The organism is Flavobacterium sp. GSB-24, assembly GCF_027924665.1.
Lineage (GTDB): Bacteria > Bacteroidota > Bacteroidia > Flavobacteriales > Flavobacteriaceae > Flavobacterium.
The window spans coordinates 1591034-1606406 of record NZ_AP027043.1; the positions used below are offsets into that span (position 1 = coordinate 1591034).

The following is a 15373-nucleotide window of genomic DNA, read 5'->3' on the forward strand; positions in this document are numbered from 1 at the left end:
ATATATATAATATTATAGGATGACAAGCTTTTCGTATTTTTCTGCTTTTTTATTTGTTAAATTTGATTTTACCGTGAGTTTGTAAATATATACTCCTTTTCCGATTCTGTCTCCAAAATCATCCTTTCCGTCCCATGTTATTTCTCTTGATAAAAATCCTTCTGTTGTTATTGTTTGATTTTTAGTCCAAACCACTTTTCCTGTAATAGTCATAACTTGAACCTGTACTTCCAGCGGTTCGTATGGTCTGTTATGCGAAAACCAGAATTGTGTATAAGTTGAAAAAGGGTTTGGGTAATTAAGAACGTGTGATAATGTCAATGATTCATCTCCAACAACTGTAAATTGAATTTCGCTGGTAACAGGATTATTATAAACATCCCAAGCAGTGAAGCTTATGGTGTGTAATCCTGGGGCTAAATTTCTAAAAGGGAAGCGTAAGTTCCCGTTTGTGTAATCGTCTAATTTTGTTTGATAATAATCATTCAAAATATAAGGATTGCTTACATCTCCATCTAAAATTGCAACAATATCATGCCCGATTCCACTTGCTGTATTAATTCCGTTTTCGTCTTCTAAAAAGGCTAAAAGGAAAGGAGACTCATTTGTAATGCCTCCAGACACAAAAGTTTCGTCGTTCATATATAACTTAACTTTTGGACTTATATTGTCCTGAGGTGCATTTTCGTTAATTCCTCCAATTTTAATGCTATTATTGTAGCCCGTTTGGTTTTCTAGAGCCTCATTTTTTTTAGAATAAAAACTAATTCGACCATTATCAACAGGAATTCTAATGTCTCTCGGAACAACAAAACTAAATTCAAATTGTCCATTTGTGACAGATGCATTTCCTCTAAAAATCGTTTCTCCTAAGGTTTTAAATTGTATTGGAGGGCTGAAACCGTCATTGTTTAAAGTCGAATTTGTAATCATTTTATCGAAAATGGCGGTGGCTAATTCTCCATTATAATTGCTTAAAAGAGTATTGTTTTCATCTGTAATTTCTCCTGATATTTTGATTTTTGACAGTGATTTTAAATCAGGTATAGCTTGAGAAATCACAATATCATTTACTTTTGTTAAATTAATCCTAGGTTTTGGAATTGCTAACATCAAAGCAGGATCGCCTATATATACAACAACATTACTGGCAGAACTTGGTCTTTCGTTTTTTGAAATTCTTAAAGATTCTGCAATGCTATTGTATTGATTTGAGCCATATGAAAGAAGATTTTTGCTTAATATGTCATTGAAATCTTCTGCATTTGGCTGGCCGATTTCACGAATTGTTGTCAGCATAGAAATTGCACCTCCTTTTGGGTTCCAAAATACATATTCTCCAGCTGTTGGTCTTGTTGGATCGTCAAATCTTGAAAATTCACAGGTAATTGTAACGAATAAAGGATATTTGTATTGATTGTTTAAATTCTGCCCATCTGATTTTTCCCAAATTCGTTCACTTGCTAATCCGTCTTCGCCTCCATGTCCCAAATAATTAAAAACTAATGCGCCTTTTTCAAAAGCATTAAAAAAATCGGTTCTTGCTTTGGGATATCGCGCTCCACCGGCAGAAGCTTCTTGTGTGTAAGAATCTAAAAGTATTTTTTCGATATTAAAAAAAGGTTTTTCTGTGGCTATCACATCGGCCAATCCGTTTTGGCGGGACTGTAATGTTTCGTCTCCAGATTTATCAGAATCATCGCTTATTAAAACAAAATTGTTTCTCCAGTTTCCGTACGATTTTGCATTATGATATTCTAAAACTTTGTTGACCATTTCCTGTGCTTGCGAATTGTCTGAAACAAGCATTCTTCCCACTGCAATGTCAATTCCTCCAAAAGGGTAAGCTATAATTCCTTCATCAGCATCCATAAAGCCAAAAAAATCATCAGAAGCAAATCCAGCTTCTCCAACCGTATTGCTTATTAACGATTGATATATAGGTACAATATTGGTGTTGTTAGAAATTCGGTCCTTGTAATCATACGAAGCATCACCAAATAGATTTAAATACTTTATTCTTTTTTCTGAAGAAGAAGCATTCTCGTAAATATATTTAACGCAATTTCGAATAGCTGCAATATCTTGTTTTCCGGAAGAGAACTCCTGATAAATATTGTCTAGTGAAATAACTTTTACATTTAAGTTTGAATTGATGCGATGAAAACTAGCCAGTCTTTCCGCTTGAGATATCAAAGATTTTGGAGATACAATTACATAATCGATGTCTTGAAAAGTATTTTGGCTATTTCTAAAAATTGTGCCTTTTAAGTTTTGATTTGCAATTTTTGATTGGTTGTCTTTTAAAGGAGTGTAATAATCCGCAGCATCAACTGTTACATATTTTCTAACTTCTCCTAAATTGGCTTTAAAGCTAAAAGTTGATTGATTTGCATTTTCAATTTTTGATACATTATATAGGTCTGTAATATCCCAAATCTGACTTATTCCCGCCGCATTTCCAATCGTGTAATTAACAACTCCACTTATAGATCCCGCATTGTTGTATTGAAACAAAAATTGCTTTCCAGTTCCTAAAAGTTTTCGTTTTGCTGTCAAATTGATGTAATCTAAATAGCCTTTTGACCCTGGAACTCCATTATTATTATAGGTAAGTTTTATTTTTATATTATCGGTTCCTGTAAAAGTTGTGTTTGTGGGTAATTTTCCAGTGTAGTATTTAGTGTCAGAATTTGTTATTAATGACGAAAAATTTATAGTCCCAACATTTTGTCCGTTGGCAGAAACAATAAATGAAGTAGGGGTAAAAGCCGTTGAAGCAGCATTTACTTCAATTTTTATTGGTGTAGAAGTGTCGAGATTTGGAAAACTGAATGAAAATTCCTGTTCCTGATTAATATCAAAAGATTCTCCAAGCCATTGACGACCTAAATGGACAATGTTAGTCTGGTCGATTTCATGAAATTGATAGTCATCAAACGTGTTCAGTTCTAAAGTGCTGTTCGCCGTTGGCTGATTTAAATTAGGAATTCTCTTTCCCTCAGTCCCAGACGCAGTTACATAGTAATAAGACTTAGTGTCGTACAAATTTAGATTGGTTTGACTTTCAGAGTTCCAGTTTTCAACTCCTTCGGCATAAAAAAGAATATAATCTTCATTGTTGAAAGTGCCGTCATCTTCACCGATAATCTGAATTGCATTTTCAGTTAAATCATCTGGATAATAGATGTTGTTGGCCAGGGGAAGCATTTTGCCACCGTTTCCGTAAATTTTTATTCTTCTCGGATCAACTCTCGAAGGATCAAATCCTAAGCTTTGTAAAAAGGACTTGCTTATTTTATATACACCAGATTTTTGAACATAAAACCGATACCAATCTCCAGATGCTAAAACAGAATTTGAAATTGCAGCAGTTTTTTGAAAGAAGGAAGTATTGTTTGTTCTTGCTGTTGAATTGTTTATATTGTAAGAAAATGACCTAATACGTTTAAAACCACTTCCATCCTTTATTATTGGATATAATGAAAGAAAAGATTGTTTTAGATCACGCGAATTTGTAATTAATAAAGATTCGTTCGGTTTTTCAGGTATGTTTGCAGTTGTTAAATCTCCTAATTCTGCTCTTGAAACCGACTCGTAAATAATATTGTTAATTTGTATCGAGCTGCCGTTTGAGACGTTGGATTGGTTGAGATTTTGGAGGAACGTTATGCTTTTTTTTGTAATATCGAAGCGAAAACTGCTTCCGGTAAAGGTTGGGATAATAATTTTATTTTCGCCGTAATTGATCTCCTTTTTGTTCTGCCAATTGATCGTGACGTCCCCATTTAACTGAGAAAATGAGAGAATTGGAATCAAAAAAATAAAGATGAATATTACTTGTTTCATTGGTTTGAAAAGCGAAATTTAATTAAAAAATAATTATTAAGTAAAAATATAGTATTTCATGTTACAGTAATAATAAAAAGTATATTTTTGCGTTCGTAACTAAAGGTTATTTTCTGGTAAAAAACAGCTAAATAAAATTATTAGAACAGATGTTGCTAATTAAATGTTAATTATTATATTGCAGCACCTAAATTTATCACCTAAGAATGAGTATGAAAGTAAACAAAATTGTAGCCTTGCAATTAATGATGTCAATGGTATTGATGTTGGGCATGGCTAGTTGTAGCAAAAAATCTAGTTCCTCTCACGCTTCTAGAGCAACTGGCTGGGATGTAGATAGTCAGAATGGAACTGCTGCTAGAAATGCAGGGAAAAAACAACAGGCTGGTCCTGGTTTGGTTTTTGTTGAAGGAGGTACGTTTACTATGGGTAAAGTACAGGATGATGTTATGCATGATTGGAATAACACACCAACTCAACAACACGTTCAGTCATTCTACATGGACGAAACCGAAGTTACGAATGGTATGTACTTAGAATACCTAGAATGGTTAAAGAAAGTTTTCCCGCCAACGGAAGAAAATTACAAAAATATTTACGAAGGAGCATCGCCAGATACTCTTGTTTGGAGAAATCGTTTAGGATATAACGAAACGATGACAAACAACTATTTAAGACACCCATCTTATGCTAACTATCCTGTAGTTGGTGTTAACTGGATTCAAGCAGTTGAATTTAGTAAATGGAGAACAGACCGTGTAAACGAAGCTGTTTTAGAGAAAAACGGGTATCTTAAAAAAGGTGCTAAAACGAATGAAGTTAGTGCTGATAATGCATTTAACACTGAAGGTTACTTAATGTCTCCAAGTACATCACGTGGTGGAAGCGAAGAGATTGTGTTAAAGAAAAATCCTGGAGGGAAAAGACCTAAAGCTGGTAAAGACGGTGTAGTTCCTGAAGAGAAAAATGTTTACGCTCAACGTTCTTCTGGAATCATTTTGCCAGAATACAGACTTCCTACTGAAGCAGAATGGGAATATGCTGCTGCAGCTGATGTTGGACAAAGAGAATACAATATCTACAAAGGTCAAAAGAAATATCCATGGTCTGGAGATTACACACGTTCTAGCAAACGTAAAAACAGAGGTGATCAATTGGCTAACTTTAAACAAGGAAACGGTGACTACGGTGGAATTGCAGGTTGGTCAGATGACGGAGCAGATATTACAAATGCTGTGAAAAGCTACGCTCCAAATGATTTCGGTCTTTATGATATGGCTGGAAACGTTGCAGAATGGGTTGCCGATGTTTACAGACCTATTATTGATAATGAAGCAAATGATTTTAACTACTATAGAGGAAATCAATATGCTAAAAACAAAATTGGTAAAGACGGTAAAGTTGAAATCGTTTCAACTTCTAACATTAAATATGATACTTTAAGCAACGGTAAAGTTATAGCAAGAAATCTTCCAGGAGAAATTGCTCAAGTTCCAGTTGACGAACAAGAAACATATTTAAGAACGAATTTCAGTACAAGTAATAATATCAATTACAGAGATGGTGATAAACAATCTTCTAGATATTTTGACTTTGGAGATTCAGAGTCTGGCGCTAAAGCTGATCAAGCAATGTACAATTCTCCTAAACATAATGTAACAACAGACAGTTTAGGTAAGATGATTAGAAAATATGATAACTCTAGTAAACGTACTACTTTAATCGATGATAAAGTAAGAGTTTACAAAGGAGGTTCTTGGAGAGATAGAGCTTATTGGTTAGATCCAGCTCAAAGAAGATATTTCCCTCAAGATATGGCAACTGATTATATTGGATTTAGATGTGCAATGTCTAGAGTTGGTTCAAAATCTGAAAAGAGAAAATCTCCTAGAAACTAAGATTTAGAAATTCAAGTATAAAAAATTCCAAATTCCAAAAGCTGAATATTCAGTCTGGAATTTGGAATTTTTTTATTGTTTTTTTTTTACTTTTATGACCTATTAAAAAATTTATAAATGAATATTCAAGACATTCATAACCTGTTTTTACAATGCAGTTCTCTTTCTATAGATACAAGAAAGATTGAAAAGAATTCAATATTTTTTGCCATTAAAGGAGAGAATTTTGATGCTAATACATTTGCTAAAGAAGCTTTAGATTTAGGAGCTTTATTTGTAGTAATTGATAATGAATCTTACTTTATTGATGATAGAACTATTTTGGTTAAGAATAGTTTAGAAACACTTCAAGAATTAGCGAAGTTTCATCGTACTTATCTAGGGCTTCCAATTGTGGCATTAACCGGCAGTAATGGAAAAACGACAACAAAAGAATTAATTAATGTTGTGTTGTCCAAAAAGTTCAAAACAAAAGCTACAATAGGGAACTTAAACAATCATATTGGAGTGCCATTAACTTTGCTTTCATTTACAAAAGAAACAGAGATCGGAATTGTCGAAATGGGGGCTAACCACCAAAAAGAAATTGAATTTTTGTGCCAAATTGCGCAGCCAGATTTTGGTTATATCACAAATTTTGGGAAAGCCCATTTAGAAGGTTTTGGTGGGGTTGAAGGAGTAATTGCTGGTAAAAGCGAAATGTATCAATATCTCGCAGCAAATCAAAAGACTGTTTTTGTCAATCTTGAAGATCCTATTCAGATAGAGAAATCAAAAGGTATTAAAGCATTTACATTTGGTGTCAAAAAAGGAAATGCAGATCTAAATATTCAAGAAATAACAGCAAATCCATTTGTAGCCATAAGCTATAACGATTTTGCAGTTGAATCGCATTTAATAGGGCTTTATAACGCAAATAACATCAATGCAGCTGTAGCTATTGGAAAATATTTTGAAGTAAATGAGAGCGATATAAAGAGTGCAATTGAGAATTATATTCCAGCGAATAACAGATCTCAAATGATGCAGAGAGGCAAAAATGAAATTATTTTAGATGCTTACAATGCAAATCCGAGCAGTATGGCAGTTGCGATTGCTAACTTTCTTCAATTAGATAAAAATAATAAAATGATGATTCTTGGAGACATGTTTGAACTCGGGGATGAGAGTTTGTATGAGCATAAAGTTATAGTTGATTCTTTAGCGGATCAAGATCAAGCATTATGTTTTTTAATAGGGAAATCGTTTTATGCTAATCAAGTTTCAAAAGAAAACATACAGTTTTTTGAAACATTTGATGCTTTTGCGGCTTTTATAAAATCATTTAAGTTTGATTCAAATACCATTTTAATTAAAGGTTCCAGAGGAATGGCGTTAGAACGGACTTTAGAATATATTTCATAAAAAAGAAGCCATCCAATTCGGATGGCTTTCTTTTTAAATACTCATTAAAAACCCAATTAGGTTTTCTTTTTTATTTAATCCTAATTTTTTTCTCAGACGATAACGAGCTAATTCAACTCCCCCAGTTGAAATGTTCATAATTTCGGCTATTTCTTTGGTTGACATATTCATTAGTAAATAAGTCGACAAATCTAATTCTCTTGGCGAAATAGTAGGGTATTGGCCTTTAAGGCGCTTTAAGAACTCAAAATGAACGTTTTTAATGTGTTTTTCTAAGTCTTTCCAGCTTTTATCTGTATTAACTTCTTTTACAATACTTTTGTGTAATTTGCTAAACTCAGATTTAGTATTGTCGTCTAATATGCTGGTATCAATGTCTTTAAGTTTATGAATAATTCCGTTTAATACTTTGTTCTTTTTTACAACTTGTAATGAGTTGTTTACTAGTTCTTTATCTTTTGCTAAGATTTTAATTTGAAGTTTATCATTTTTTAATTTTTCAATTTCTTTCTCCAAATCATGTTGCTCATGTCTTATTTTAGATTCTCTTTCAAGATATAATCTTCGTTGTTCAATTGTTTCGTAGTATCTATTTTTTCTGATCTTTAGTTTAATTCTGATAGATATTAAGTAAGCACCCAGTAAAATGAGAATTAGATAAAATAGATAAGCAAGGAAATGTCTGTACCATGGCGGAGAAACAGTAAATTCAACTTCAGCAATATTAGACTCTATGCCGTAGCTGTTTCTGGCTTTTAATTTCATTACATAATTTCCTTCTCTCAAATTGGTATATTCTTTTATGGCGGTAGACGACCATCCTCTCCAGTTTTCTTCAAAAGGCTCCAACCTATAAGAATACATTACATTTTCTTGATTTTCGTATATTGGCGATGCGAAAGTAAATTTTACTCGATTGGACTTATATGGTATACTGTACGATTCTGCCTGGTTTGTTAGATTACCTGTCAAAATAGTATCGCCAGGAAAAGAAAAACTTTCAATGAATGCTTTCGGTTTTGTCATGAATGCATTTGAAATGGTAGAATTGTAATGGGCTAAACGATCCGTTAAACCTATAAAAATATTTTGAGGATCAATAGCATTTACAGATACATAATTGTTCACTAAATTTCCTGTCAAGTTTGAAAATATAGCTTGTTTTTTAGCGTAAGTTCCATTGTGGTTTTTAACCAATACTCCTAGAGATTCATTAAATGCATACCATAAATTTCCTGAAGGATCTTCAATCAATGTATTAATAGTTGGAATTCCTTTAAATAAATTACTAATCTTTTTATCTTCAAAAAAAGCCTCCTGCTCAACTGAATATCTATAAAAATGATTGCGGACTTGAAAATAAACTTTACCATTAATATTTTGCAGGCTGTTGATTCCTTTATGATTTTCAGAAATATTAGTATGTTTTTTCATAAAATCAAACCTCTTCAAGTCGTCTGATAATTTTACTTGGTAGAGGAAAGGGTTTTTCTTAAGCCATAAATAGTTTTCATCTATTTCTACAGAAAAGTTATTTGTAGTTTCATCAAATCCTTTTACTTGATGTAAATAATCATAACCTGTTGCAGATTTTTTGAAAACAGAAAATCCGCTATAGCTTTCGCCAATAATATAATTTTCATGATTTGGAATTTTTTTGAATCCAAAATATCCTTTATTATCTAATATTTTTGATACTCTGTTCTTTTCAATTACCAATGCGCCGCTGTTACTGGCGCAGATAAGGACATTGTTTAAAACTTGAATATTCCAAACTTGAGAAATTGTTCCTTCGACTCTTGTAAATGGGCTGTCCTTAAACGATTTCCCCCACGGATGATAAAATAAACCTTGATTGGTGGCAACATATAAATTATCTTCAAATGTTGTTGAGGCATAAACTGTTCCTATATTATAACTGTAATCAAAATAAGAAAAAGGAGAATTCTCATTAATAAATGTAATACCATTGTCCAGACCAAGCCAGATGTTGTTTTTATTATCTATAAATGATGCTAAGATGGTATTGTTTTGAATGCCTTTTTGTCTATTTAAATGCTGAAGTATCTTTCCGTTTAAATCACAAATAATAGCGCCGTCTAGTACAGAATTTAGCACTATAAATTTGTTTTTAATTATAGATCCGCCAAGAGAAGTATTTTTCTTGATGAAATCATTTGCTTCTGTTGCCCAAGGTTTTATTGTGCCATTTTCTGAAACAAAAAGCCCTTTTTCTAAAGTTGCATATAATAATCGATTATTTGGTAAAGGAAAAAGAGACCAAATCTCTTTATCATTAAAAAGAGTTGTGCCTTCTACTGCTGTCAGTCTCCTGTTTTTGTATTCGAGCATTCCCAATGTTTTGTCTTGGAAATAAAGGCGATTGTTTACTAAAAATGAAAACTGGAATTTGTGAGGTGCGCTTAAAGTGGTTATTTTTTCGTTTTTCAGGAAAAATACTTTTGAAAAAGATTGAAATATAACCTCTCCTCTAAAGAGATGAATTCTCCAAATCAGATTAATGTTTTCCTTATCAATAGGACTTAATAGATTGTAGAGGGAATGATATTTTAATATTCCTTTTTCATCAATTTTAAAATAACCAAATTCATTGTTTCCTCCAACAAAAATTCTTCCTGAAGGATCAATTTTTAAGCTTCGTATTTCAGATTTATTAGGTAATGAATATTTATGCCAGTTAGATCCATCAAATTGGATCAAACCACTGTTGTTTGCAAAATAGATATTTCCGTTTTTATCCTGGTCTATACTCCAGTTTTGAGTTCCTCCTTTGTATTCTGATCTTTTGTAATTTTTAATATCTGGAATTCCAATGTTTTTTACCTGAGAAAAACTTATGTTTTGTATGAAAAATAGTAATGTAAGTGCAAAAGGTCTAACTATGAATTTCATAAAATTTTAAATGTATTTTTATTAGAAATGCTTTATAATGTCATTTGATTGTTTATTTTTCAATCTCAATGACTCTACTTTTTTAAATTATTTTTAATTTATAACGTTATAGTTGTTGTTAAACTAATGTAATATACGTTTTTTTTAATTAACATTTTTATAACAATTTTTTGTTAAAGCTAAAATACAGTAAATTAATATATTAAAAAAAAAATGTTGTGTTTTTGTAGTGTAACATTATTTAGTTTGAAGTGTTTTTGTAAAGAATTTTAATTCAAGTTTATTAAAATTTAACATTATAATTGCATTAAATTACTAATTAATTAACCAAAATTTTTAGAAAAATGAAATTGACAAAATTACTTATTTTTTGTGTTTCGTCTTTGCTGTTTTCGGCTGTCGCATTTGCTCAGGATGTGACGGTAAATGGAACCATAAATGATGAAAGTGGATTACCCGTCCCAGGAGCGACGGTTTTAGTAAAAGGAACGAATAAAGCTACTGCATCTGACTTTGATGGAAAATTTCAGATTAGTGCTCCTTCAAATGGGGTCTTAGTTATTAGTTTCGTTGGATTTCAGACACTAAATGAGACTATTAATGGAAGGACAAAGATTAATGCGATTCTTACTGCAACATCTCAAAATTTAAATGAAGTTGTCGTAGTAGGTTATGGTACTCAGAAAAAAGGCCTCATTACCGGTGCTTCTACAAATCTTAAAGGAGAAACGATTAAGGAACTAAATACAGGATCTGCTATGGAGGCGCTTCAAGGTATTGCTCCTGGTATTAGTATTACAAGAACAAATGGTTCGCCTGGGGCTGGTACTAAGGTAACTATTCGTGGATTGGGTACGAATGGAAACTCTAACCCATTGTATATCGTTGATGGTATTTCTGTTGGTAATATCGATTATTTGAGCCCTTCAGATATTGAATCTATTGACATATTAAAAGATGCGGCTTCTGCTGCTATTTATGGATCTAGAGCAGCTAATGGAGTTGTATTAGTTACGACAGTAAAAGGTAAAAAAGGAAGAGCTGCAAGAATTAGTTATGACAGTTACTTCGGTATTCAAAATATCTATAAAAATTTAGATCCTTTGAATGCGCAAGAGTATATGTACATTATTGATGAAGGAAGAGTAAACGATGGATTGCCTCGTCAAGATTGGCAAAAACTTTTGACTAATAATTCATGGTTAAATACTCAATTTCCTGGCGCTGGTACTCAATTAGGAAATGAGATTTGGGAGAAATTACAAAATGGATGGACAGGGACAAACTGGATTAATGAAATGAGTAAAAAAGATGCTCCGATCATGAATCATTCTCTTAACATTACTGGAGGCAGTGAAGATATAACTTATGCTTTCGGAGTTTCTTATTTTCAACAAGATGGTATTATTGGTGGAGATTTAGTTGATGCAGGTTTTAAAAGACTTACAACTAGATTAAATACTCAAATGGTATTGAAAAAGAATGATAGTCATAGCATCATTACTGTAGGAGAAAATGTTACTTACACTAATTCTCAAAATAGAGGAGTTTCTAATGGTAATATTTATGGAAATGATTTGCATAATGCATTAACTGCAAACCCATTACAGCCGGCTTATTGGCAGACTTCTATTGATAGAAATATCGATAAATTTGGATTTACACCAACTTTAGATGGCATTTCTACGGGACAAACAAATCCTTTAGCAGTAATGTTTTACAGAAGTAATTATAATTATCCAAAAGATAATAGAATTACAGGAAATGCTTTCTTAGAAATTGAACCAATTAAAGATTTGAAATTTAGAACGGTTTATGGTATTGATTCTTGGTTTGGATATGGAAGATCGATGAATCCAACATATAATTTGGGTGTACTCTATCAAGATTATATCAATGGTGCATCTCAGTATTCTTACATTGGGGCTAACTCAACTTGGACAAATACTGTTTCTTATAAAAAACAATTTGGAAACCATAATATTTCTGCCGTTGCAGGAACTGAGTTGATTCAATATTTGGTGAACAATAATGTTAGTGGTTCAAGGAATAATTTGACATTTGGTGAAGATCCGCGATACGCATATTTAAACAATACAGCTCCAAAAACAATTAATGATATTGGAACTAACGGAATGGATACTTCAGCTGGTGGAGGTGGTATTATGTCTTATTTTGCTAGAGCACAATATGATTATAAAGAAAAATACCTTCTTTCAGCTACAATACGTGCTGATGGTTCTTCTAACTTCGCAGAAGGAAAAAGATGGGGATATTTCCCTTCTGTTTCTGCAGGTTGGGTAATTACAAAAGAAGATTTTATGGAAAGTTCTTCTAAATGGCTTAATTCATTAAAAGTAAGAGGAAGCTGGGGACAAAATGGTAACCAAGATATTCCTAACTTTTATTATTCTTCAAATATTGCTTACGTTTTTCCTGGATACTTTTTTGGAGATACAAAACCAGTTTCTGGAACAACAGCTTATCCAGCTAGAGTTACCAATCCAGATTTAACTTGGGAAACATCGGAGCAATTAGATTTCGGTCTTGATGCAAGTTTATTTGATTCTAGATTAAACGTGACTTTAGATTGGTATAACAAAACTACTAAAGACTGGTTAGTTCTAGCAGCAGGAAGAGGAACGGATGGAGCTGCACCACCTTATTTTAATGGTGGAGATATCGAAAATAAAGGTTTTGAGTTTTCTGTAAATTGGAGTGATAAAATTGGGGGCTTTAAATATGGAGCTACTGTAAGTGGAGCATTCAATAAAAATAAAGTTACAAGAATTGCAAATGCTGACGGAATATTGCACGGACCTTCTAACGTATTATCACAAGGAACAGGAGAAATCTCAAGAGGTCAGGTAGGTTTCCCATTAGGTTATTTCTACGGTTTTAAAACAGCAGGAATTTTACAGAATCAACAAGAAGTTAATGAGTATGTTGGTCCAGACGGGCAGCCATATTTTAGCGATCAACGTCCTGGAGATGTTCGTTTTGTAGACCAAAACAATGATGGTATTATTGACGAAAGTGATAAAGTTTATTTAGGAAATCCAAATCCAGATTTTGAATTAGGGATTCAGTTAAATTTTGAATACAAAAATGTTTACTTGAACACTACTATGGCTGGTAAATTTGGTATGCAAGTTATGCAGTCATATAGATCTTTTGCAGATAGTCCTGCTCAAAATTATACTTCTGATGTTTTTGATCGCTGGCATGGAGAAGGTACATCTACTAAAATGCCTAGATTAAGTGCTACTTCAAATAGAAATAGCAATTATGTGTCAGATATTTATATGCAAAATGCAGATTATTTGAGAATAAATAACTTAACGTTAGGTTATAATTTCAACGAAGTATTTAAAGATTTCAAGTTTATCTCAAATCTTAAATTTTATGTTGCAGTAAATAACCTATATACATTTACTAAATATGATGGTATGGATCCAGAAGTTCGTTGGTCAGGAGATAATACAAATGCTCCATGGGCTTCAGGAATTGATTTAGGTTTGTATCCACAAGCTAGAACGGTGATGTTTGGTTTAAGTGCTGATTTTTAATATAAATACAATTACAATGAAAAAAATAAAATATTTAGTAGCGATTTCGGCTGTATTTATTGTAGCAAGCTGTGATGATTATCTTGATACTGATAATTTAACAGAAAAGAGTTTAGAGAATTTTTACAAGACACCTCAAGATATTGAAGAAGCAACTGCTGGAGTTTACAACGCTATTTATACAAATAACGTGCATAGCGAAGAGCAGATTGCAGCCAATCTTATGGATAATATGATGTTAGGAGGAGGAGGTCCTGATGATAAAACAGCCAAATGGGTTGATAATTTTGAAGATCCTGTAGATGATACATATTTAGATATGTGGGTTCAATCTTACAGAGGTATTGCTAGAACAAATGCAATTATAGAGAAAACTCCTCTTGCGGATTTTAGTACTTATTTCAATACTGCTGCTGAAGCTGATCAATTTAAGCAACAAGCAATTGGCGAGGCTTATTTTATGAGAGCGTTTTTCTACTTTAGATTGGCTAAGTTTTTTGGAGGAGTTCCATTAATCATAACTATTGATGGAAAAAAAGACGGCCCAAGAAATACTTACACTGAAACATTTGCACAGATTGCTTCAGATCTAAAAAAGGCAATCGAAACAATGCCGGCAACTCCTTTTACAAGTATTCCAACATCAAGATATGGTCATGCTAATAAATGGGTTGCAGAAGCTTATTTAGGACGTGTGTTTTTATTTTACACAGGCTATATGACAAATATGGAGAAACAAGCCACTGAAGAATTACCTTTAGCAGAAGGAGGTTCTTTAAATGCAACACAAGTAGCAAGTTATTTAACTGACTGTATGACTAATAGTGGTCATGCTCTTGTTCCAGATTTTAGAAACCTTTGGCCTTACTCTTATGTTAATAAAGCTTCTGGAAATAATGTTTTGCCATGGGCTGCAACTGAAGGTTTATCTTGGGTAGGACAAGATGGTATCAGCCCGACGTTTGGAACCGGAAATTATGAGACAATGTTCGTTCAAAGATTCTCTTTTGGAGATTGGAGCTGGACAAATGGTAATATTTATACTAATAGATTATGTCTGTTCTCTGCATTACGCGGTAATTCATTGGTGCCATTTGGAGAAGGATGGGGCTGGTGTACAGTAAATCCAAGTTTATATAGTAACTGGGAGGAACGTGATACAAGAAAAAGAGGTTCTATACTTGAAGTAGGTAAGGCCGATCAAGGAACGGCTGCTTATGCGCAAGATAAGGGAGACCATGAGACAGGATATTTCAATAAAAAATATATTTCGTTACAATATCCTAATGCAGGTGGAACTACTGTCGGAATGTTTGTTCAATTGTACAACTGGTCAAATACTGATATGCAATTAATGCATGCACAAGATTTTATCTTCATGCGTTACGCAGATGTATTATTGATGCATTCAGAAATTACTAAAACTGCTGCAGGTTTAAATGCAGTTAGAGCAAGAGCAAAGCTTGATCCAGTTGGGTATTCGCTTGAAAATATTAAAGCAGAGCGTTTGCATGAATTTGCGTTTGAAGGATTACACTGGTTTGATTTAATTCGTTGGGGAGATGTTGATAACGCATATAATAGCACAATTCCAGTTAGAAATTCAGGTACTTCAGCAGTTTACAGCGTAAAATATAGACCAGAGACTAAGGGTTTGGTTTCTATGCCTGAAACAGAACTTAGACTATCAAATGGAGTTTATTCACAAAATCCAGGGTGGTAAAATTTAACAATATTAAT

The 15373-nt window shown here is 32.8% G+C and carries 6 protein-coding genes; 4 read left to right on the top strand and 2 right to left on the bottom strand.

Features of this window, described 5'->3' with window-relative positions; all coding sequences use genetic code 11:
- Window positions 1-12: 12 nt before the first annotated feature.
- Window positions 13-3849: a type IX secretion system sortase PorU gene (gene porU, locus QMG60_RS07125; RefSeq protein ID WP_281867325.1), complete on the bottom strand. Its 3837-nt coding sequence runs from the start codon at window positions 3847-3849 to the stop codon at window positions 13-15.
- Window positions 3850-4061: 212 nt separating this feature from the next.
- Between porU and gldJ the strand changes: the two genes are divergently transcribed.
- Both gldJ and murF read left to right on the top strand, forming a co-directional pair.
- Entirely contained in the window at window positions 4062-5747 is a 1686-nt protein-coding gene (gene gldJ / locus QMG60_RS07130; protein WP_057117531.1) for a gliding motility lipoprotein GldJ, read from the top strand.
- Between the two features lie 117 nt (window positions 5748-5864).
- Entirely contained in the window at window positions 5865-7151 is a 1287-nt protein-coding gene (gene murF / locus QMG60_RS07135; RefSeq protein WP_281867326.1) for a UDP-N-acetylmuramoyl-tripeptide--D-alanyl-D-alanine ligase, read from the top strand.
- A 33-nt stretch (window positions 7152-7184) separates the two neighbouring features.
- On the opposite strand, the gene QMG60_RS07140 is transcribed toward murF, so the two are convergent.
- Window positions 7185-10064 carry a triple tyrosine motif-containing protein gene (locus QMG60_RS07140; protein WP_134139266.1) on the bottom strand — a complete coding sequence of 960 codons (2880 nt, stop codon included), beginning with the start codon at window positions 10062-10064 and terminating at the stop codon, window positions 7185-7187.
- 344 nt (window positions 10065-10408) lie between these two features.
- Between QMG60_RS07140 and QMG60_RS07145 the strand changes: the two genes are divergently transcribed.
- Together QMG60_RS07145 and QMG60_RS07150 are read left to right on the top strand one after the other, a co-directional pair.
- Window positions 10409-13633 carry a TonB-dependent receptor gene (locus tag QMG60_RS07145; RefSeq protein WP_281867327.1) on the top strand — a complete coding sequence of 1075 codons (3225 nt, stop codon included), beginning with the start codon at window positions 10409-10411 and terminating at the stop codon, window positions 13631-13633.
- 16 nt (window positions 13634-13649) lie between these two features.
- The gene (locus QMG60_RS07150) at window positions 13650-15356 is read left to right on the top strand and encodes a RagB/SusD family nutrient uptake outer membrane protein (protein WP_057117680.1); all 1707 of its coding nucleotides are present in this window, start codon (window positions 13650-13652) and stop codon (window positions 15354-15356) included.
- Window positions 15357-15373: the final 17 nt, after the last annotated feature.

Excerpts from the sequence above, each read along its gene's own strand:
- porU (WP_281867325.1), bottom strand. The coding sequence starts at position 3,849 with ATGAAACAAGTAATATTCATCTTTATTTTTTTGATTCCAATTCTCTCA.
- QMG60_RS07145 (WP_281867327.1), top strand. The coding sequence starts at position 10,409 with ATGAAATTGACAAAATTACTTATTTTTTGTGTTTCGTCTTTGCTGTTT.
- gldJ (WP_057117531.1), top strand. The coding sequence starts at position 4,062 with ATGAAAGTAAACAAAATTGTAGCCTTGCAATTAATGATGTCAATGGTA.
- QMG60_RS07150 (WP_057117680.1), top strand. The coding sequence starts at position 13,650 with ATGAAAAAAATAAAATATTTAGTAGCGATTTCGGCTGTATTTATTGTA.
- QMG60_RS07140 (WP_134139266.1), bottom strand. The coding sequence starts at position 10,064 with ATGAAATTCATAGTTAGACCTTTTGCACTTACATTACTATTTTTCATA.
- murF (WP_281867326.1), top strand. The coding sequence starts at position 5,865 with ATGAATATTCAAGACATTCATAACCTGTTTTTACAATGCAGTTCTCTT.